This is a genomic window from Streptomyces sp. NPDC051987, assembly GCF_040680735.1.
Classification (GTDB): Bacteria; Actinomycetota; Actinomycetes; order Streptomycetales; family Streptomycetaceae; genus Streptomyces.
The window spans coordinates 163,659-183,988 of record NZ_JBFAXI010000001.1 but is presented as its reverse complement, the minus strand read 5'-3'; the positions used below and the strand labels follow the sequence as shown (position 1 = coordinate 183,988).

Annotated in this window: 14 protein-coding genes and 2 pseudogenes; 10 read left to right on the top strand and 6 right to left on the bottom strand. The window is 72.2% G+C overall.

Translation table 11 applies throughout. The annotated features are described in order from the left end of the window. The first annotated feature begins 78 nt into the window (after positions 1 to 78). From AB0M11_RS00795 to AB0M11_RS00780, 4 genes and pseudogenes are all read left to right on the top strand, one after another. Positions 79 to 1,230: a CaiB/BaiF CoA-transferase family protein gene (locus AB0M11_RS00795; RefSeq protein WP_365699849.1), complete on the top strand. Its 1,152-nt coding sequence runs from the start codon at positions 79 to 81 to the stop codon at positions 1,228 to 1,230. Between the two features lie 13 nt (positions 1,231 to 1,243). Beyond that, positions 1,244 to 1,417, top strand: a pseudogene (locus AB0M11_RS00790) (LLM class flavin-dependent oxidoreductase); the annotation flags it as partial. 133 nt (positions 1,418 to 1,550) lie between these two features. Then, on the top strand, positions 1,551 to 2,765 hold the full coding sequence (locus AB0M11_RS00785) for an acetyl-CoA C-acetyltransferase (protein WP_365699845.1): 1,215 nt from the start codon (positions 1,551 to 1,553) through the stop codon (positions 2,763 to 2,765). A 45-nt stretch (positions 2,766 to 2,810) separates the two neighbouring features. After that, positions 2,811 to 5,024, top strand: coding sequence for a 3-hydroxyacyl-CoA dehydrogenase NAD-binding domain-containing protein (locus tag AB0M11_RS00780; protein ID WP_365699843.1), 2,214 nt, complete (start codon positions 2,811 to 2,813; stop codon positions 5,022 to 5,024). Positions 5,025 to 5,054: 30 nt separating this feature from the next. On the opposite strand, the gene AB0M11_RS00775 is transcribed toward AB0M11_RS00780, so the two are convergent. Beyond that, positions 5,055 to 5,762 (bottom strand): MerR family transcriptional regulator, encoded by a 708-nt coding sequence (locus AB0M11_RS00775; protein ID WP_365699841.1) that lies wholly within the window; start codon positions 5,760 to 5,762, stop codon positions 5,055 to 5,057. A 254-nt stretch (positions 5,763 to 6,016) separates the two neighbouring features. Between AB0M11_RS00775 and AB0M11_RS00770 the strand changes: the two genes are divergently transcribed. Further along, positions 6,017 to 7,486 carry an amino acid permease gene (locus AB0M11_RS00770; RefSeq protein WP_365699839.1) on the top strand — a complete coding sequence of 490 codons (1,470 nt, stop codon included), beginning with the start codon at positions 6,017 to 6,019 and terminating at the stop codon, positions 7,484 to 7,486. Positions 7,487 to 7,528: 42 nt separating this feature from the next. Further along, the gene (locus tag AB0M11_RS00765) at positions 7,529 to 8,020 is read left to right on the top strand and encodes a macro domain-containing protein (RefSeq protein ID WP_365699837.1); all 492 of its coding nucleotides are present in this window, start codon (positions 7,529 to 7,531) and stop codon (positions 8,018 to 8,020) included. Positions 8,021 to 8,129: 109 nt separating this feature from the next. Here AB0M11_RS00765 and AB0M11_RS00760 read toward each other — a convergent pair whose 3' ends face one another. Beyond that, a complete protein-coding gene (locus AB0M11_RS00760) occupies positions 8,130 to 9,599 on the bottom strand; it encodes a M1 family metallopeptidase (protein ID WP_365699835.1) in 1,470 nt (489 codons plus the stop codon). Between the two features lie 223 nt (positions 9,600 to 9,822). Between AB0M11_RS00760 and AB0M11_RS00755 the strand changes: the two genes are divergently transcribed. Next, the gene (locus AB0M11_RS00755) at positions 9,823 to 11,775 is read left to right on the top strand and encodes a Xaa-Pro dipeptidyl-peptidase (protein ID WP_365699833.1); all 1,953 of its coding nucleotides are present in this window, start codon (positions 9,823 to 9,825) and stop codon (positions 11,773 to 11,775) included. Positions 11,776 to 11,779: 4 nt separating this feature from the next. On the opposite strand, the gene AB0M11_RS00750 is transcribed toward AB0M11_RS00755, so the two are convergent. After that, complete coding sequence (locus AB0M11_RS00750) at positions 11,780 to 12,727, bottom strand: FAD-dependent oxidoreductase (protein WP_365699831.1); 948 nt, start codon at positions 12,725 to 12,727, stop codon at positions 11,780 to 11,782. Between the two features lie 65 nt (positions 12,728 to 12,792). On the opposite strand from AB0M11_RS00750, the pseudogene AB0M11_RS00745 reads away from it, so the two are divergent. The 3 genes and pseudogenes from AB0M11_RS00745 to AB0M11_RS00735 all read left to right on the top strand — a co-directional run bounded on the left by AB0M11_RS00745 (position 12,793) and on the right by AB0M11_RS00735 (position 16,161). Further along, positions 12,793 to 13,816 (top strand): annotated as a pseudogene (locus AB0M11_RS00745) (oxidoreductase). A 158-nt stretch (positions 13,817 to 13,974) separates the two neighbouring features. After that, a complete protein-coding gene (locus AB0M11_RS00740; protein WP_365699829.1) occupies positions 13,975 to 15,621 on the top strand; it encodes an ABC-F family ATP-binding cassette domain-containing protein in 1,647 nt (548 codons plus the stop codon). A gap of 63 nt (positions 15,622 to 15,684) precedes the next feature. Next, positions 15,685 to 16,161: a DUF1003 domain-containing protein gene (locus AB0M11_RS00735; protein ID WP_365699827.1), complete on the top strand. Its 477-nt coding sequence runs from the start codon at positions 15,685 to 15,687 to the stop codon at positions 16,159 to 16,161. A gap of 175 nt (positions 16,162 to 16,336) precedes the next feature. On the opposite strand, the gene AB0M11_RS00730 is transcribed toward AB0M11_RS00735, so the two are convergent. The 3 genes from AB0M11_RS00730 to AB0M11_RS00720 all read right to left on the bottom strand — a co-directional run. Continuing rightward, positions 16,337 to 18,715, bottom strand: coding sequence for a Tex family protein (locus AB0M11_RS00730; RefSeq protein WP_365699825.1), 2,379 nt, complete (start codon positions 18,713 to 18,715; stop codon positions 16,337 to 16,339). Positions 18,716 to 19,051: 336 nt separating this feature from the next. Then, the gene (locus tag AB0M11_RS00725) at positions 19,052 to 19,921 is read right to left on the bottom strand and encodes a hypothetical protein (RefSeq protein ID WP_365699823.1); all 870 of its coding nucleotides are present in this window, start codon (positions 19,919 to 19,921) and stop codon (positions 19,052 to 19,054) included. A 183-nt stretch (positions 19,922 to 20,104) separates the two neighbouring features. Further along, positions 20,105 to 20,330: hypothetical protein (locus AB0M11_RS00720; RefSeq protein WP_365699821.1), on the bottom strand; the 226-nt coding region annotated here is incomplete at its 5' end.

The following is a 20,330-nucleotide window of genomic DNA, read 5'->3' as shown; positions in this document are numbered from 1 at the left end:
GTCCACTCTTGTGCCCGGTGGAACGCGTTCTTACCATCGTCGGTGTTACATCAGTTGTGTCACATGACTGGGGGCGGCATGACCACGGCAGGGACGCCAGGCCAGGGCCCGCTCTCCGGCGTGCGCGTGGTCGAGCTGGCCGGCATCGGACCGGGCCCGTTCGCCGCCATGCTCCTCGCCGACCTGGGCGCCGACGTGGTCCGCGTCGACCGGCCCGGCGGCCCGGGGCTCGCGATCGACCCGGACTACGACGTCACCAACCGCAACAAGCGCTCGGTCCTGGTCGACCTGAAGTCCCCGGACGGCCCTGCCCGCGTCCTCGACCTGGCCGCCCGCGCCGACGTCCTGGTCGAGGGCTACCGTCCCGGCGTCGCCGAGCGGCTCGGCGTCGGCCCCGAGGACTGCCTGGCCCGCAACCCCCGCCTGGTCTACGGCCGGATGACCGGCTGGGGCCAGGAGGGCCCGCTCGCGCACCGCGCGGGACACGACATCGCCTACATCGCCCTCACCGGCACCCTCGGCATGATCGGCCGCCCCGACGAACCCCCGGCCGTCCCCGCCAACCTGCTGGGCGACTACGCGGGCGGCGCGCTCTACCTCGTCGTCGGCGTCCTCGCCGCCCTGCACCACGCGCGCGCGGTCGGTACCGGCCAGGTCGTGGACGCCGCCATCGTGGACGGCACGGCGCACCTGTCCGCGATGATCCACGGCATGCTGGCCGCCGGCGGCTGGCAGGACCGGCGCGGCGCCAACCTGCTGGACGGCGGCTGCCCGTACTACGGCACCTACGAGACCGCCGACGGCGGCCACATGGCCGTCGGCGCCCTGGAGCCGCAGTTCTACGCCGAGTTCCTGCGGCTGCTCGGCGGTCTGGACGACCTGGCCGGCGCCCGCAAGGACTGGACCCGCTGGGGCGAGCTGCGCGAGCGCGTCGCGGCCCGCTTCAAGGCCCGTACCCGGGACGAGTGGACGGCCGTCTTCGCGGACTCCGACGCCTGTGTGGCCCCCGTCCTGACCCTCCGGGAGGCCCCGCACCACCCTCATCTGGCCGCCCGCGGCACCTTCACCGACCACGGCGGCATCACGCAGCCCGCACCCGCCCCGCGCTTCTCCGCGACCTCCACGGGCGTGCGCACACCTCCCGCCCGGCCCGGCGCCGACACCGGTGCGGTGGCCCGCGACTGGGACGTACCGGCACTCCTCGACGACCACGGACAGGACGGCGACTGATGGAGCTCTCCACCGAACCCCCGTCCTCATCGCCCGGACGGCCGCAGGGCTGGACGCGATCTCTGGAGGCCGCGCGATCACCGGTCTCGGCGCCTTTGGCCCGCAGGTGGTCGAGAGACGGCACGGCAAGGCGTACGACAGGCCCCTCGGCCGAACCCGCGAGACGATCGAGCTGACCCGGCGGATCCAGGCGGGCGTGACCATGCTGGACGACGCCCCCGTCGGCCCGGACCCGGCCCGCCTGATCGGGACCGTCAAGAGCCGGCTGTGACCCTCCCTCTCCCGAACCTTCCGGAAAACCCTCCTCGAAAGGCTTGTCAGTGAGCACCGAAGCGTACGTGTACGACGCGATCCGCACCCCGCGCGGCCGCGGCAAGGCGAACGGCGCCCTGCACGGCACCAAGCCCATCGACCTGGTCGTCGGACTCATCCACGAGCTCCGTGACCGCTTCCCGGACCTCGACCCGGCCGCCGTCGACGACATCGTGCTCGGTGTCGTCGGCCCGGTGGGCGACCAGGGCTCCGACATCGCGCGGATCGCCGCGATCGCCGCCGGACTGCCGGACACGGTGGCCGGCGTGCAGGAGAACCGCTTCTGTGCCTCTGGCCTGGAGGCCGTCAACATGGCCGCCGCCAAGGTCCGTTCGGGCTTCGAGGACCTGGTCCTCGCCGGTGGCGTCGAGTCGATGTCCCGGGTGCCGATGGCCTCCGACGGCGGCGCCTGGTTCAACGACCCGATGACCAACCTGGCCGTCAACTTCGTGCCGCAGGGCATCGGCGCCGACCTGATCGCCACCATCGAGGGCTTCTCACGGCGCGACGTCGACGAGTACGCGGCGCTCTCCCAGGAGCGCGCGGCGACCGCCTGGAAGGAGGGCCGCTTCGACCGCTCCGTGGTCCCCGTGAAGGACCGCGCGGGCCTGACCGTCCTCGACCACGACGAGCACCTGCGGCCCGGCACCACGGCCGACTCCCTCGCGAAGCTGAAGCCCTCCTTCGCCGACATCGGCGAACTCGGCGGCTTCGACGCCGTCGCCCTGCAGAAGTACCACTGGGTCGAGAAGATCGACCACGTCCACCACGCGGGCAACTCCTCCGGCATCGTCGACGGCGCCTCCCTGGTCGCCATCGGCACCAGGGAGATCGGCGAGCGCTACGGCCTCACCCCGCGCGCGCGGATCGTCTCGGCCGCCGTCTCCGGCTCCGAGCCGACCATCATGCTCACCGGCCCCGCCCCCGCCACCCGCAAGGCCCTCGCCAAGGCCGGCCTGACCATCGACGACATCGACCTGGTCGAGATCAACGAGGCGTTCGCGGCGGTCGTCCTGCGCTTCGTGAAGGACATGGGCCTGTCCCTGGACAAGGTCAACGTCAACGGCGGCGCCATCGCACTCGGCCACCCCCTCGGCGCCACCGGCGCGATGATCCTCGGCTCGCTCGTCGACGAACTGGAGCGCCAGGACAAGCGCTACGGCCTCGCCACCCTGTGCGTGGGCGGCGGCATGGGCATCGCCACCGTCGTCGAGCGCGTCTGACACCCCGGCGGAACCGGAACCAAGAGACTTCACGGAGACCCTCACATGACCGAGAGCACCACCATCCGCTGGGAACAGGACGACACCGGCGTCGTCACGCTCGTCCTGGACGACCCCAACCAGTCCGCCAACACCATGAACGCGGCCTTCGCCGAGTCCCTCGCCGCGGTCACCGACCGCCTGGAGGCCGAGCAGGACTCCGTCCGGGGGATCGTCCTCACCTCCGCCAAGAAGACCTTCTTCGCCGGCGGCGACCTGCGCGACCTCATCCGGGTCACCCCCGAGACCGCCCAGGACCTCTTCGACGGCGGGCTCGCGATCAAGCGCAACCTGCGCCGCATCGAGACCCTCGGCAAGCCGGTCGTCGCCGCGATCAACGGCGCCGCCCTCGGCGGCGGGTTCGAACTCGCCCTCGCCTGCCACCACCGCGTCGCCCTCGACACCCCCGGCACCAGGATCGGCTGCCCCGAGGTCACCCTCGGCCTGCTCCCGGGCGGCGGCGGGATCGTCCGCACGGTCCGCCTCCTCGGCATCGCCGACGCCCTGCTGAAGGTCCTCCTCCAGGGCACCCAGTACAACGCCACGCGCGCGCAGCAGAACGGCCTCGTCCACGAGGTCGCCGCCACCCCCGAGGAACTCCTCGCCAAGGCACGCGCCTTCATCGACGCGAACCCCGAGTCGCAGCAGCCCTGGGACAGGCCCGGCTACAGGATCCCGGGCGGCACGCCCGCCGACCCCAAGTTCGCCGCCAACCTGCCGGCCTTTCCGGCGACCCTGCGCAAGCAGACCAACAACGCCCCCTACCCGGCGCCGCGCCGCATCCTCGCGGCCGCCGTCGAGGGCAGCCAGGTCGACTTCGAGACCGCCCAGGTCATCGAGGCCCGCTACTTCGTGGAGCTGGCCGCCGGGCAGATCTCGAAGAACATGATCCAGGCGTTCTTCTTCGACCTCCAGGCCGTCAACTCCGGCGCCAGCCGGCCGCGGGGCGTCGAGCCCCGCAAAGTCACCCGGGTCGCTGTCCTCGGCGCGGGCATGATGGGCGCCGGCATCGCCTACGCGTGCGCCCGCGCGGGCATCGACGTCGTCCTCAAGGACGTGTCGGCCGAGGCCGCCCTCAAGGGCAAGGGCTACTCCGAGAAGCTCTGCGCCAAGGCCGTCGCCAAGGGCCGCACCAGCCAGGAGAAGGCGGACGCGCTGCTCGCCCGGATCACGCCCACCGCGGACCCGCAGGACCTGGCCGGCTGCGACGCGGTCATCGAGGCCGTCTTCGAGGACACCGCCCTCAAGCACAAGGTGTTCCAGGAGATCGAGTCCGTCGTCGCCCCCGACGCGCTGCTCTGCTCCAACACCTCCACCCTCCCCATCACCGCCCTCGCGGAGGGCGTGGAGCGACAGAGCGACTTCATCGGCCTGCACTTCTTCTCGCCCGTCGACAAGATGCCGCTCGTCGAGATCATCAAGGGCGAGCGCACCGGCGACGAGGCCCTGGCCCGCGCCTTCGACCTGGTCCGGCAGATCAACAAGACGCCGATCGTCGTCAACGACTCGCGCGGCTTCTTCACCTCCCGGGTGATCGGCCACTTCATCAACGAGGGCGTCGCCATGGTCGGCGAGGGCATCGAGCCCGCCTCGGTCGAGCAGGCGGCGGCCCAGGCCGGCTACCCCGCCAAGGTGCTCGCCCTCATGGACGAGCTGACCCTCACCCTGCCGCAGAAGATCCGCCGCGAGTCCCGGCTGGCCGTCGAGGAGGCCGGCGGCACCTGGACCCCGCACCCCGCCGAGGCGGTCATCGACCGCATGGTCGACGAGTTCGGCCGCCCCGGCCGCAGCGGGGGAGCGGGCTTCTACGACTACGCCGAGGACGGCAGCCGCGCCGCCCTCTGGCCCGGCCTGCGCGAGCATTTCGGGGGTTCCGGGGGTAGCGCCCCGGGCAGGCACAGCACGCAGCCGGGCCACCAGATCCCGTTCCGGGACATGCAGGAACGCATGCTCTTCGCCGAGGCGCTGGACACCGTCCGCCTCCTGGAGGAAGGCGTCCTCACCTCGGTCGCCGACGCCAACATCGGCTCGCTCTTCGGCATCGGCTTCCCGGGCTGGACCGGCGGCGTCCTGCAGTACGTCAACGGCTACGAGGGTGGTCTGCCCGGCTTCGTGGCCCGCGCGCGTGAACTCGCCGAGACCTACGGCGAGCGGTTCACCCCGCCCGCGCTGCTGGTCGAGAAGGCGGAGAAGGGGGAGACCTTCACCGACGGCCGCTGAGCCGGCGCCGATCCGGGTGCGCGGAGCGGCTCAGGAGCCCGCCTGCCACCGGTGCACCTCCGCGCCGAGCGACCGCTGGAAGGCGGTCAGCAGCGCCTGCACCACCAGCGGCTGCATGTGCGCGGACAGGGACCTCACGTCCGCCTCGGCCCGCTCCGCCACCTCGGCCCGGAACAACAGGGACAGCTCGTGCGCGGCCGCCCGCGCGTGCTCGGTCAGCACCGCGCGCGCGGCCAGGATCGCCTTCTCGGACAGCGGCACGTCGAGGAGCTGCACGGCGAGCCGGAACAACCCCGGGTCGATGCGGTAGCCGTCACCGTCGGGCCGTACGACATCCATGGCGACGAGCCGCTCGACGTCCTCCTCGTCCAGCGGCCGTCCGGCCCGTCGCCGCAGCTCCGCGGCGGTCACCGTCTCCTCGGTGTCCGGGGACCAGGAGGCCACCACGGCCCGGTGGACGGCCAGGTCGTGGTGGCTCAGGCCGGGCGGCAGCCGCCGCAGATAGCGCTCGATCGCCGCCAGCGTCATGCCCTGGTGCTGCAACTCCTCGATCAGCGCCAGCCGGGCCAGGTGCTCCTGCCCGTAGTGACCCACCCGCCGCGGACCGATCACCGGCGGCGGAAGCAGCCCCTTGGTGCCGTAGAAGCGGACCGTGCGGACCGTGGTGCCGGCCCGCGCGGCCAGCTCGTCGATGGTGAGCGCGGGCTCCCCGGAGCCGCCGTCGGTGTCGGTCGTCATGCGCAGCAGTATCGCTGTCACACCGGTGCTGCGACACCGTGGGCAGCCGGGCGAGGTGTTCACTCGATGTTCATCATCACCTCATCGCGGACACCTTGTGAGAAGTTCCGCTCTGTGACGTGCGCCATCGCATGCGCCCTGGATCCCGGGGGAAGGTGGCGCCTTGGTCTGTGCACACCACCGAGCGCGCGGACCGACTCCGTCCGGACACCCGAGCGCGATCCGCTCGGGCGCACCAGAGAGTGGAACCACCTGTGAGCAAGGACGTCGTGCACACGGCACCAGCCGCCGCCACCCGGACCGACGCGGCCCCGGCGCCCGCCGACGCGGGCGACGCCGGCTACAGCAAGGACCTCAAGGCCCGCCACGTCAACATGATCGCCATCGGCGGCGCGATCGGCACGGGCCTCTTCCTCGGTGCCGGCGGGCGCCTGCACAACGCGGGCCCGGCCCTCGCCCTCGCCTACCTGGTCTGCGGGATCTTCGCCTTCTTCGTGGTCCGCGCCCTCGGCGAGCTGGTCCTCTACCGCCCCTCCTCCGGCTCCTTCGTGTCGTACGCGCGCGAGTTCCTCGGCGAGAAGGGCGCCTACGTCGCCGGCTGGATGTACTTCCTCAACTGGTCGACCACCGGCATCGCCGACATCACCGCGATCGCTCTCTACACCCACTACTGGGCGATGTTCACGAGCATCCCGCAGTGGACGCTCGCGCTGATCGCCCTCGCCGTGGTCCTCGCGGTGAACCTCATCTCGGTGAAGATCTTCGGCGAGATGGAGTTCTGGTTCGCGATCATCAAGGTCGCCACGCTCGTCGGTTTCATGCTGATCGGCATCTTCCTGCTCGCCACCCGGCACAAGGTCGACGGCCGGACCCCGGGCCTGAGCGTCATCGGCGACCACGGCGGGATCTTCCCGCACGGCCTGATGCCGGTCGTCCTCGTCATGCAGGGCGTGATCTTCGCGTACGCGGCCCTGGAGCTGGTCGGCGTCGCGGCGGGCGAAACCGCCGAACCGGAGAAGGTCGTCCCGCGCGCGGTGAACTCGATCATGTGGCGGGTCGGCCTCTTCTACGTCGGCTCGGTCGTCCTGCTCGCCCTGCTGCTTCCCGGCTCGGTGTACTCGGCCGACGAGAGCCCCTTCGTCACCGTGCTCTCCAAGATCGGCCTCTCCGGCGCCGGCGACGTGATGAACCTGGTGGTCCTCACCGCGGCGATGTCCTCCCTCAACTCCGGCCTCTACTCCACGGGCCGCATCCTGCGCTCCATGGCGGTCGCGGGCTCGGCCCCGAAGTTCACCGCCCGCATGAACCGCAGCCAGGTCCCCTACGGCGGCATCCTGCTGACCTGCGCCGTCTGTGTGCTCGGGGTGGGCCTGAACTACCTGGTGCCCAGCCAGGCCTTCGAGATCGTGCTGAACGTGGCCTCCCTCGGCATCATCAGCACCTGGGTGATCATCATGCTCTGCCACCTGGTCTTCGTCCGCCGCGCCAGGGCGGGGCTGGTCGAGCGCCCCGCGTTCCGCCTCCGCTTCAGCCCGGTCACCGAGATCGCCACCATCGCCTTCCTGCTGGTGTGCCTCGGCATGATGGGCAACGACCCCGACGTAGGCCGCAAGACCCTGCTGCTCGTCCCGGTGATCGCCGCACTCCTGGTGGCCGGCTGGCACGGCGTCCGGCGCCGGGTCTCCCAGGCGGCCGACGAGGAGCTGTCGCAGCTCGGGAAGTAGCAGCTCGGAGCCGTTGTCAGTGGCATCGCCTACGGTGGTCTCATGGGGGAGATCACATACATCCGGGGCGATGCCACCACACCGTCCGGCAAGGGCGTCAAGGTCATCGCCCATGTCTGCAACGACCTCGGGGGCTGGGGCAAGGGCTTCGTGCTGGCCCTTTCCCGCCGCTGGCCGGAGCCGGAGAAGGCCTACCGCGCCTGGCACCGCGACCGTGCGAAGAACGACTTCGCCCTGGGCGCGGTCCAGCTGGTCCGGGTCGAGCGCTACCTCTGGGTGGCCAACATGATCGGCCAGCGCGGCACCAGAACCGGCAGCAAGGGCGTCCCGGTCCGCTACGAGGCGATCGCCACGGCCCTGGCCAAGCTGGCCGACGAGGCGACCGAACTCGGCGCCTCCGTGCACATGCCCCGCATAGGCTGCGGCCTGGCCGGCGGAAAATGGTCCCGCGTCGAGCCCCTGATCAGGGAGCGGCTGGTGGCCCGCGGCATCTCGGTGACGGTGTACGACCACGGGGAGGACGTCTCCGGATAGCGCCCCGTAAGGGGCACTGGGGGTACCCCCGGCCGGGGGCTGGGGGGAGGAACTGCGCGACCAGCGACAACGGACCCGCAGCCCCCCACTCACCGCACCCGGCACCTGCTCAGTGCACGTGGTTCGTGGCCTCGATCTGCTTCCAGGACTTCGGCTGCGCAACGGCCCCCACGGCCTTCGCCGCAGGCACAGCCGGCTTCGTGGGCTCGAACAGCCACGTGTCGAACAACGCACCCAGCGACTTCCCCGACACCTTCTCCGCATACGCCTCGAAGTCGGCCACGGACGCGTTCCCGTACGCGTGTTCCTTCGGCCACCCCTTCAGAATCGCGAAGAACGCGTCGTCCCCGACCGCGTTCCGCAGCGCCTGCACCGCCAGCGCCCCCCGGTCGTAGACGGCGATGTCGAACTGGTCGTCCGGCCCGGGATCCCCCGGCTTCACCGTCCAGAAGGCGTCGTCGGTCGGATGTGACGCGTACACGTAGTCGGCCAGTTCCTGCGTCGTCCCCTCGCCCTCGTGCTCGGACCACAGCCACTGCGCGTACCGGGCGAAGCCCTCGTTGAGCCAGATGTCCTTCCAGCCCTTGAGGGAGACGTCGTCGCCGTACCACTGGTGGGCCAGTTCGTGCACGACCACGGAGGTGTTGGAGCCGTTCGCGAACTGCCTGGGGCTGTAGTAGACGCGCGTCTGCGTCTCCAGCGCGTACCCGGTGGTGGTGTTCGGCACGTACCCGCCGGCCGAACTGAAGGGGTACGGCCCGAAGTAGCCGGAGAGCCAGTCGACGAGTTCCCCGGTGCGCTCCACGCTCGCCCGCGCCGCCCCGTCGTTGTCGCCGAGGTCCTGGCTGTAGGCGTTGACGACCGGAACGCCGCCCTCGGAGGTGCTCGTCGTGATGTCGAACCTCCCGACCGCCAGCGTGGTCAGGTAGGTAGCCTGCGGCCTGTTCTGCCGCCAGTTGTAGCGGGTCCAGCCCAGCTTCGAACTGGTCGACTGGAGCAGCCCGTTGGAGATGACCTGCGTGCCGTCGGGGACGGCCACCGACACGTCGTAGGTCGCCTTGTCCAGCGGGTGGTCGTTGCTCGGGTACCACCACCAGGCCGACTCGGGCTCGTCCGCCGCGACCGCCCCGTCCGGTGTGCGGTGCCACGTGGTGAAGCCGTACGCGCTCTTCGTCGACGGCACCCCGCTGTAGCGGACGACGACGGTGACCTGCGTGCCCTTCGCCAGCGGTGCCTTGGGGGTGACGACCAGCTCGTGCTGACCGGAGGTGGCGAAGTCCGCCTTCACCCCGTTGACCCGCACCTCGCTCACGTCCAGCAGGAAGTCCAGGTCGAAGCTGGACAGGTCCTGCGTGGTGCGCGCCAGGATCGTCGCCGTACCGGCCAGTTCGTCGGTGGCGGGCTGGTACTGCAGGCGCAGGTCGTAGTGGGAGACGTCGTAGCCGCCGTTGCCGTAGTACGGGTAGTAGGGGTCGCCGATGCCCGGTGCGCCGGGGCTGTAGCTCGCGGCCGATGCCGGGATCGCCAGCAGCAGGGAAGCCGCCGCGAGGGCGGCCGGCGCGAGGATTCTGCGGTGCACGAGAACTCCAGGTCGGTAGGGGGCCGAGGCGCACCCGCCGCACCACGGCGGGCGGCGCCAAGTCGATGGAGCGTGAAACTGTTCGGAGCCTATTCAGTCCCTGTGGCCCCTGGCCTGTCCACGGCACCTGCTGTCACACGATCGCCATTCGGCCGCAATCCTCCCTGACGGTCCCCCAGATGCCCCCTTCTGCACGGGAGTTGACTTGGGTAGCGTCCGCCCCATGCCGAAACGCACGCGCTTCACGATCTGGAGACCGCTCGCCGTGGCGGCCGTCGCAGCCCTGCTCGCCGCCTTCCTCACCCCGGGCGCGGCCCAGGCCGCCGGTGCTCCCCGCGAGAGTCGCCCCGTCTACTCGTACGCGAAAGCCATCCGCGAGGCCGTCTGGGTGGACACCGGCCTCGACTCCGACGGCGACGGGAAGACCGACCGGGTCGCCGCCGACATCGTCCGGCCCGCCGAACCCGCCGCGCAGGGCCGCAAGGTGCCGGTCATCATGGACGCCAGCCCCTACTACTCCTGCTGCGGACGCGGCAACGAGAGCCAGGTGAAGACGTACGACGCGCACGGCGACGTCGTCCAGATGCCGCTCTTCTACGACAACTACTTCGTGCCCCGCGGCTACGCCTTCGTCGGCGTCGACCTGGCCGGAACCAACCGGTCCGACGGCTGCGTGGACGTCGGCGGCCGCTCCGACATCCAGTCCGCGAAGGCCGTCGTCGACTGGCTGAACGGCCGCGCCAAGGCCTACCGCAGCCGCACCGGCACCACCACCGTCACGGCGGACTGGACCAACGGCAGGACCGGCATGATCGGCAAGAGCTGGGACGGCACCATCGCCAACGGCGTGGCCGCGACCGGCGTGCGGGGCCTGAGGACGATCGTCCCGATCAGTGCCATCTCCTCCTGGTACGACTACTACTTCGCCCAGGGCGCCCCGCTCTACGACTCGGGCCCGGACTGGCTGGCCGACGCGGTGGAGAGCGACGCGGCCCACGCGAAGTGCGGTGCCGTCCAGCAGAAGCTGGTCGACGGCGCCCCGCGCACCGGCGACTGGACCGGCCTGTGGACCGAGCGCGACTACGTCAAGGACGCCGCCAAGGTGAAGGCCAGCGTCTTCCTCGTGCACGGCATGCAGGACCTCAACGTCCGCACCAAGCACTTCGGCCAGTGGTGGGACGCCCTGGCGAAGAACGGCGTCCGGCGCAAGATCTGGCTCTCCCAGACCGGGCACGTCGACCCCTTCGACTACCGGCGCGGTGCCTGGGTCGACACCCTGCACCGCTGGTTCGACCACGAACTCCTCGGCTACGACAACGGCATCGACCGTCAGCCGATGGCCGACATCGAACGCCACCCCGACCAGTGGGTGACCTCCGCGGTCTGGCCGCCGCGCGGCACGCGGAGCACCACCCTGCGCCCCGCCACCGGCACCCGGCCCGGCGTCGGCACCCTCGGCCTGCGCAAGGGATCCGGCACCGAGACCTTCACGGACGACCCGCAGCGGAGCGAGACCGACTGGGCCGCCCAGCTCGCCACCCCCACCCCGGACAAGGCCGGCTTCCTCACCGCGCCGCTCACCCGGGACCTGCGCCTGTCCGGCTCGTCGAAGGTGACCGTCACCGCCACCCCGACCACCGCGACGGCCCACCTGACCGCCGTCCTGGTCGACCTCGGCCCCGACACCGTGCGGGACTACGCCGACGCCGCCGAGGGCATCACCACCCTCACCGACCGCACCTGCTGGGGCGAGAGCACGGCCGGCGACAGCGCCTGCTTCCGGAAGACCGCGGCGAAGACCAAGGCCGTCGACTTCACCGTCTTCAGCCGCGGCTGGGCCGACCTGGGCACCTACGCCGACCCCGGCAAGGGCGTCCCGCTCACCCCCGGCAGGGCCTACACGATCACGCTGACCCTGGCGGCCACCGACCATGTCGTACCCAAGGGCCACCGTTTGGCGCTGATCGTCGCGGGCACGGACAAGGACCTCATCGATCCGCCCTCCACCACCCCCACGCTCACCGTGGACCTGTCCCGGACGACGGCCAGGGTTCCGCTGGTCGGCGGTGCGGCCGCGTTCACCCGCGCGGCCTCGGCCCCGTGGACCGCCCCCGGGACGGGGGCCAAGCACGGCGTCCGCGGCCCGCGCACCGTCCAGCGCGTCCCCGCGAGCTGACCGCTCAGGCGGCCGGGCCGGCGTCCACCAGCCCGGCCGCCTCCCGGGCACATCCCCAGGCGACCGTCACTCCGGCCCCGCCGTGGCCGTAGTTGTGGATCAGCGTCCGCCCGTCCGGCCGGAGTTCGTGCTCCAGCCGGACCGCCGTCCGGTACGGCCGCAGCCCCACCCGGTGCGCCAGCACCCGCGCCCCGGCGATCTCCGGCCGGACGGCCGCACAGCGCGCCACGATCCCGGCCGCGGCCTGGGGATCCGGCTCCAGCGACCAGGCGTCCTCCTCGGCCGTGCCCCCCAGCAGCAACCCGCCGGGCTGCGGGAAGAAGTAGGCGGAGGCGCCCCCCTCCACGTCGTCGACCGAGGTGTACCAGGTGGTGATCCCCGGGTTCTCCACCACGACCAGCTGCCCGCGCACCGGCCGCACGGCCGGGTCCGGGACCAGCGAACGCGCGCCGAGCCCGGTGCAGTTGACCACGACCGGGGCGGGCACCTCGTCCAGTCCGCCCACCGCCCGCTCCTCGACCGTCCCGCCCGCCCGCTCCAGCCGCCGCCGCAGCCACGCCAGATGGACCGGCATGTCGATCAACGGCAGCCGGGCCGACACACCGTCACCGGTCTCGGCCAGCCCCGGCACCTCGGCCGCCCACGCACCCAGCTCGTCCAGCCGCAGTCCGCCGTGTACGCCCTCGACCATGCGTACGCCCGTCTCCTCCGGCCGCGCCGCCAACTCCGCGTACACGACAAGAGAGGCGAGCGCCCACTCCCCGACCAGGTCCTCCGGCTCGATCCGGTAGGGCCACCACAGCGCGCCGGCGACCGCCGAGGTCGTACGCCCGCCGGTCTCCCGGGCCCACACCCGCACCCGGCGCCCGCTCTCGGCCAGCACCACCGCGGTGGTCAGGCCGACGACCCCGCCGCCGACCACGATCACTTCGTCACTCAGCTCAGACGGCACCCCGTGACGGTAGCGGAATATGTCATGCTGCGCTCAGAGCGGCCCGCTCTGGGGACACTCACAGCATGTCTGCCGCATACGCGACCTTCGGCCTGGCCCCGGCGACGCGAGCCGGCGGTGTCCGCGCCGACGGCGGCTACCAGCTCCACCGGGACTTCGTGGACTTCGTCGTCGACGGTCACCCGCTGCTGTTCCAGCTCTCCGACCTGGACGCCGTCTCCCCGCTCGCCTCCGACGTCCCGCCCGCGATCTTCACCGCGCAGGTCCAGGGCTTTCTGCTGGAGGCCGGGGCACCGCTGCCCGACGACCGGTACGTCATCTACGGCTGCCCCGAGTGCGAGGACCTGGCCTGCGGCGCGGTCACCGCGGTCATCGAGCATGACGGCGTCGACTACATCTGGCGGGACTTCGCCTGGCAGACCGGCGAACACGCCGACCTGGAGCGCAACGGCCACCACGGCATGGGCCCGTTCCGCTTCAGCGGCGCGGAGTACCGCGAGGCCCTCGGCGCCCTCCTCGAAGGCTCCGGTCCGCCGCCCGGCCGCCGGGTGCTGCTGATCGGAGCCCGCGTCGCCCTCCTCGCCGAGCTGGCCGCCGCCCTGCGCGCCGTCGGCATCGGGGCCGACATCACCCGCGACGCCGAGGGCGTCCCCGCCGAGCAACTCCGCGGCTACGCCGCCGTGGCCATCGGCCCCGCGGTCGGCGCGGCCGAGCGGGCCGCCGTACGCCAGGCCGTCGAGCGGGCGGGCGTGCCGGTGGCCCACGTCGACCGGCTCGCCCCGATCGTCCCGCTCCTCGTCGCCCCGATCGAACACGCCCTCGACCGCAGCCCGCTGCCACAGCGCCGGCTGGCCCGCCTGGTCGCCGCCGACGGCACCGCCTGCATCGAGGTCACCTCGTCCTGCCGGGTGCGGCTCACGGCGTACCGCCTGGACCGGCTCTCCCGCCCCCGGTGCCCGGGAACTCTTCGACGGCGTCCTGGAACCCGGCCGCCACCGCATCCCCCTGGACGGCTGGCCGGCCGAGGGCGCGTCCTTCGTCGTGGCCCGCACCTCCGGCAGCGTCCTGGTGCAGGCCACCGCAGGCTGACCGCCCCGTCCCGCGGACCCCGGTGCCCCGGCAGGCGACGTCTGCCCGTCCAGGAGCGGCGTCCGGTGCGGCGAGTGGGGGTGCCCCCTCTGGGGGAGCGTGCCGGGCGTCGCGACGGGGCGAACGGTGCCTGTCGGGCCACTAGGATCGGCGTTCTGATGACTGCCACCCTCGTCGCCAAGAACCTCGCCGCCGGGCACGGCGACCGCTCGCTCTTCTCCGGGCTCGACCTCGTCGTCGCGCCCGGTGACGTGATCGGGCTGGTCGGTGCCAACGGCGCGGGCAAGTCCACCCTGCTGCGGCTGCTCGCCGGGCTCACCGCGCCCGAACAGGGCGAACTGCGGCTCTCCCCGCCGACCGCGACCGTCGGCCACCTGCCCCAGGAGCCCGAGCGGCGACCCGGCGAGACCGTCCGTGCCTTCCTCGCCCGGCGCACCGGGGTCGCCGAGGCGCAGCGCGTGATGGACGAGGCGACCCAGGCCCTGGTCGACGGGGCACCGGGCGCCGACGACGCCTACGCCATCGCCCTGGAGCGCTGGCTCGACCTCGGTGGCGCCGATCTGGAGGAGCGGGCCGAGGAGGTCTCCGACTCCCTCGGCCTCGCCGTCGACCTCGACCAGCCGATGACCTCCCTCTCCGGCGGCCAGGCCGCCCGCGCCGGCCTCGCCTCGCTGCTGCTCTCGCGCTACGACGTCTTCCTCCTCGACGAGCCCACCAACGACCTCGACCTGGACGGCCTGGAGCGCCTCGAACGCTTCGTCACCGGCCTGCGCGCCGGCACGGTCGTGGTCAGCCACGACCGCGAGTTCCTCACCCGCACGGTCACCAAGGTCCTCGAACTCGACCTCGCCCAGCACCGGATCAACCTCTACGGCGGCGGCTACGAGGCCTACCTGGAGGAACGCGACGTGGCCCGCCGGCACGCCCGCGAGGACTACGAGGAGTACGCCGACAAGAAGGCCGCCCTCCAGGACCGGGCCCAGATGCAGCGCTCCTGGATGGACAAGGGCGTCAAGAACGCCCGCCGCAAGGCGTCCAACGACAACGACAAGATCGGCCGCAAGTTCCGCAGCGAGGCCAGCGAGAAGCAGGCCGCGAAGGCCCGCCAGACCCAGCGCATGATCGAACGCCTGGAGGTCGTGGAGGAGCCGCGCAAGGAGTGGGAACTGCGCATGGAGATCGCGGCCGCGCCGCGCTCCGGCGCCGTCGTCGCCACCCTGCGGGACGCGGAACTGCGGCTCGGCGACTTCGCCTTCGGCCCGGTCTCCCTCCAGATCGACTGGGCCGACCGCGTCGCGGTGACCGGCGCCAACGGCTCCGGCAAGTCCACGCTGCTCGCCGCGCTGCTCGGCCGGCTGCCCCTGGACTCGGGTCACGCCGCCGTGGGCTCCGGCGTCGTGACCGGCGAGGTCGACCAGGCCCGCAAGCTGTTCCATGGCACGGAATCCCTGCTGGACGCCTTCTGTGCGGCCGTCCCGGACACCGAACCGGTCGAAGTCCGCACCCTCCTGGCCAAGTTCGGCCTCAAACAGGACCACGTGCTCCGCTCGGCGGCCACCCTCTCCCCGGGCGAGCGCACCCGCGCCGCGCTGGCCCTGCTCCAGGGCCGTGGCGTCAACCTCCTCGTCCTCGACGAGCCGACGAACCACCTCGACCTGCCGGCGATCGAGCAGTTGGAGTCGGCCCTCGACTCCTACGAGGGCACCCTGCTCCTGGTCACCCACGACCGCCGCCTGCTGGACGCGGTCCGCGTGACCCGCCGCCTGGAGGTGGCGGGGGGCAAGGTGACGGAGGCGCCCCTGTAGAGGCGGCGCGTACCCTCCGCCGTACGCTGCGACCGTCGCTGGACACCTGCCAGGAGAGTGGTCATGAGCACATCGCCGAAGCGGACGGTCCTTCGGATCGCGAACGAACAGGACGTCCTCGCCCAGCTGCGCGGCACCCAGGACCGTATCGCGGACGCGATCACCGCCTTCGCGGGCACCATGACCTTCGTCTATCTGCACGCCCTGTGGTTCGCGGTGTGGATCGTCTGCAACGAGGGCGTGTTCGGCGACGGAGCGATCTGGGACCCGTTCCCCTTCGGCCTGCTCACCATGATCGTCAGCCTGGAAGCGATCTTCCTGTCCACCTTCGTGATGGTGAGCCAGAACCGCCAGGCCGCCCGCGAGAACGTCCGCGCCGACCTGGACTTCGAGACCAACGTGCGCTCGGAGGTGTGGTCCGTCCACATGGGCCGGGCCCTCGGCGTCGACCCCGCGGAGGTCGAACGCCACGTCCAGCAGGTTCTCGCGGAAAACCGCGCCCGCATGAACGGCACCCCCCGGCCCCCGACGGAGACATGACCCGTCAGGTCGCCGCCCCGGGGCCGCTGCCCCGTCGCGACGTCGACGCGGATTTCCGGCCGGCGAATTCCGTGCAGTGGGCACACCGGAAGGCGAGAGGTGCCTGCCGGGGGCGGGGGACTGCGCGATCGGCCTCAATGGGCCGGTAGTACCCCGCCACCCCCAGCAGGCGTCCTCAGCGCTTCCCGTCCTTGCCGCCCACCAGCCCGGCGCGGCGCAGCGCATCGGCCATCGCACTGTTCGCGGGAGCCGGTGCCGAGGCCTGCCGGGCGCCGCCTCCCTGCCGCTGCTGCTGTCGCTGCTGCGGCGGACGCCCGCCGCCACCCCGCTGCTGCTGTCGGCGCTCACCGCCGGAGGCCGGCGCCGCTTCGTCGTCCAGCCGCAGCGTCAGCGAGATCCGCTTGCGCGGGATGTCCACGTCGAGGACCTTCACCTTGACGATGTCACCGGGCTTCACCACGTCCCGCGGGTCCTTGACGAACGTCTTGGACATCGCGGAGACATGGACCAGGCCGTCCTGGTGCACACCGACGTCGACGAACGCGCCGAACGCCGCCACGTTCGTCACGACCCCCTCCAGGACCATCCCGGAGGACAGGTCGGAGATCTTCTCGACGCCCTCCTTGAACGTGGCCGTCTTGAAGGCGGGACGCGGGTCGCGACCCGGCTTCTCCAGCTCCTTGAGGATGTCCGTGACGGTCGGCAGACCGAACGTCTCGTCCACGAAGTCCGTCGGCCGCAGCGAGCGCAGCGCCGCCGTGTTGCCGATGAGCGCGGCCACCTCCTGGCCCGACGTCTTCACCATGCGCCGTACGACGGGGTACGCCTCCGGGTGGACGCTCGACGCGTCCAGCGGGTCGTCACCGCCGCGGATGCGCAGGAAGCCCGCGCACTGCTCGTACGCCTTCGGGCCGAGCCGGGCCACGTTCTTCAGCTGGCTCCGGGAGGTGAACGGGCCGTTGGTGTCGCGGTGGGCGACGATGTTCTCGGCGAGCCCGGAGGTGATGCCGGAGACGCGGGCGAGGAGCGGGGCCGACGCCGTGTTGACGTCCACCCCCACGCCGTTCACACAGTCCTCGACCACCGCGTCCAGCGAGCGCGACAGCTTCACCTCGGACAGGTCGTGCTGGTACTGGCCGACGCCGATCGACTTGGGGTCGATCTTCACCAGCTCCGCGAGGGGGTCCTGGAGCCGACGGGCGATGGAGACGGCGCCGCGCAGCGACACGTCCATGTCGGGCAGCTCCTGGGAGGCGAACGCGGAGGCCGAGTACACGGACGCGCCGGCCTCGGACACCATCACCTTGGTGAGCTTCAGCTCCGGGTGCCTGGTGATGAGCTCACCGGCGAGCTTGTCGGTCTCGCGGGACGCCGTGCCATTGCCGATCGCGACCAGCTCGACCGCGTGCTCCTTGGCGAGCCGGGCCAGCTTGGCGATCGCCTCGTCCCACTTGTTGGCCGGGACGTGCGGGTAGATGACGTCGGTGGCGACCACCTTGCCGGTGGCGTCCACGACGGCGACCTTCACGCCGGTCCGGAATCCAGGGTCCAGACCCAGCGTCGCGCGGGTCCCGGCCGGGGCGGCGAGCAGCAGGTCGCGCAGGTTCGCCGCGAAGACGTCGACCGCCTCGTCCTCGGCGGCCGTACGCAGCCGCAGCCGCAGGTCGATGCCGAGGTGGACGAGGATGCGGGTGCGCCAGGCCCAGCGGACCGTGTCCGACAGCCACTTGTCGGCCGGCCGGCCGCGGTCGGCGATCCCGAACCTGTGGGCGATGATCCCCTCGAAGGAGGACGGGCCCTCTGTCGGCTCCTCCGGCTCCAGGACGAGGTCGAGGACCTCCTCCTTCTCACCGCGCAGCATCGCCAGGATGCGGTGCGAGGGCAGGTCGGTGAACGGCTCGGCGAAGTCGAAGTAGTCGGCGAACTTCGCGCCCGCCTCCTCCTTGCCGTCCTTCACCTTCGCGGCGAGCCGGCCGCGCACCCACATGCGCTCACGCAGCTCGCCGATGAGGTCGGCGTCCTCCGAGAACCGCTCGGTGAGGATCGCGCGGGCGCCGTCCAGAGCGGCCTGCGGGTCGGCGACGCCCTTGCCGGCGTCGACGAAGGCGGCGGCCGCCGCCAGCGGTTCCACTCCCGGGTCGCCGAGCAGCCCCTCGGCCAGCGGTTCGAGACCGGCCTCGCGCGCGATCTGCGCCTTGGTCCGCCGCTTCGGCTTGTACGGCAGGTAGATGTCCTCGAGCCGGGCCTTGGTCTCGGCGCCACGGATCTGCGCCTCCAGCTCGGGGGTGAGCTTGCCCTGCTCCCGCACCGACTCCAGGATCGCCGACCGCCGCTCCTCCAGCTCCCGCAGATAGCGCAGCCGCTCCTCGATCGTGCGCAGCTGCGCGTCGTCGAGCATCTCGGTCGCTTCCTTGCGGTAGCGGGCGATGAAGGGCACCGTCGAACCGCCGTCGAGCAGCTCCACGGCAGCCTTGACCTGCCGCTCCCGTACGCCGAGCTCCTCGGCGATCCTGCCTTCGATGGACCCTGGAACCAGGGACCCGGGTGTCGTCACGTCCCGTACCGCCTTCTCCACTGAGGTTGCGCCGCAATTGTGGCAGGTGACACCGACAACCGGGCCTCAGGGCGCCCTTCCGCGACACGGACTCTCCCCGATTCCCCCGCACACCCGAACACCTCTCGCACACCCGCCCCAGCCCCCGAACCCATCCCCGCCCTCGGCCACCGCCCACGGCCTGCCGCGCTGCCCGGTTCCTGGCGCTCCGCGGCCCGCCGTGCTCCGCCGCCCTCAGAAATCCGCCGGTCCCCATGTGAGGCGAGCGCGCTGTCGGCTTGCGGTCCCGGCTCTCCGCGGTCCGCCGGTCCCGCCGCCGCGGCGCGCTCGGTCATGTCACCCCTTGCCGCGGAGGTCCGCGGGGAACGCCCCGGCCGACACCGCGGTCCTCGCGAAGGTGCGGGCCAGCTCCGTCAGGCGGGTCACGCCGTCGGGTCCCAGGTGCTCATAGGGTGCCCGGTCCAGGCGGTCCGTCTCGGCCTCGATGTCCGCGCGCAGGGCCGCCCCCGCCTCGGTCAGCTCGCCTCCCGCGTCGAGCAGGCCGCGCTCGCGCAGCCGGGCCACCGCCGCGTCCCAGTCGTTCTGGCTCCAGCCGCGCGTGGCGAACACCCACCTCGGGGTCATGCCCTTGCCGGTCGCGGTGTGCGTCACCACCGCCTCCAGCCCGTCCAGCCCGGCCGCCAGCAGCGCCGAGAGGTGCCCGTCGCCGCGGTGCTCGCGCAGCAGCGTGCTCGCGTGCCAGTACGCGAGGTGCGGCTCCTGAGGCACGGGCAGGTCCGCGTGGGCGGCGTACAGCGGGCGTCCGGGGCGCGCGCAGGCCTCGGTGGCGCGCAGCGCGAGCCGCGCGGCCTCGGCCATCGCGTCGGACTCCACCACGTCCGTGCCGAGGAGCCTGCGCATCGACGCGTCGACGGCACGCGCGCGTGCGGCGAGGACGTCCTTCGGGGACGCGATCTCCCAGACGGCCGGCACGTGCCGGGCCACCAGCTCGTACTTGTAGTTGTAGAACGTCGCCGCCACGGTTCCGGCCCCGACCGGCCCCAACGCGGCCGCCCGCACCGCGAAGTTGACGGCCCGCGGGTGGGTGACGCCGAGCGCGGCCAGTTCCTCGGCCAGCTCGGGACTGAAGAAGTGGGTCGCGTGCAGGGCGTCGAGAGGCAACAGGCAGCGGCGGCCGGCGAGCGGCTCCAGGATGGCGGTCGTCATGGGCCGCACGCTACTGACTGGTTGGTACGGACTCCAGTGTCCGGAGCGAAGCGGATCCGGCAGACCTGGCCGCGCTCGGCGCGCGGGGCCGGCCGATGGCCGACGAGCGCTCGGCCAGAGCTCCGCGGCCGCCGACGCGCCGTCGCGGCCGATGCGCCGACGCGGCCGACGCGCCGCTGAGGCCTACGCGCCGTCGCGGCCGATGTGCCGACACCGCCGATGTGCCGACACCGCCGACGTGCCGATGCGGCCGATGCGCCGACGTGCCGATGAGGCCACGCGCCGTCGCGGCCGATGTGCCGACACCGCCGACGTGCCGACACCGCCGACGTGCCGATGCGGCCGATGCGCCGACGTGCCGATGAGGCCACGCGCCGTCGCGGCCGATGTGCCGACACCGCCGACGTGC

Excerpts from the sequence above, each read along its gene's own strand:
- AB0M11_RS00735 (WP_365699827.1), top strand. The coding sequence starts at position 15,685 with ATGAGCACATCGCCGAAGCGGACGGTCCTTCGGATCGCGAACGAACAG.
- AB0M11_RS00725 (WP_365699823.1), bottom strand. The coding sequence starts at position 19,921 with ATGACGACCGCCATCCTGGAGCCGCTCGCCGGCCGCCGCTGCCTGTTG.
- AB0M11_RS00765 (WP_365699837.1), top strand. The coding sequence starts at position 7,529 with ATGGGGGAGATCACATACATCCGGGGCGATGCCACCACACCGTCCGGC.
- AB0M11_RS00740 (WP_365699829.1), top strand. The coding sequence starts at position 13,975 with ATGACTGCCACCCTCGTCGCCAAGAACCTCGCCGCCGGGCACGGCGAC.
- AB0M11_RS00780 (WP_365699843.1), top strand. The coding sequence starts at position 2,811 with ATGACCGAGAGCACCACCATCCGCTGGGAACAGGACGACACCGGCGTC.
- AB0M11_RS00755 (WP_365699833.1), top strand. The coding sequence starts at position 9,823 with ATGCCGAAACGCACGCGCTTCACGATCTGGAGACCGCTCGCCGTGGCG.
- AB0M11_RS00775 (WP_365699841.1), bottom strand. The coding sequence starts at position 5,762 with ATGACGACCGACACCGACGGCGGCTCCGGGGAGCCCGCGCTCACCATC.
- AB0M11_RS00795 (WP_365699849.1), top strand. The coding sequence starts at position 79 with ATGACCACGGCAGGGACGCCAGGCCAGGGCCCGCTCTCCGGCGTGCGC.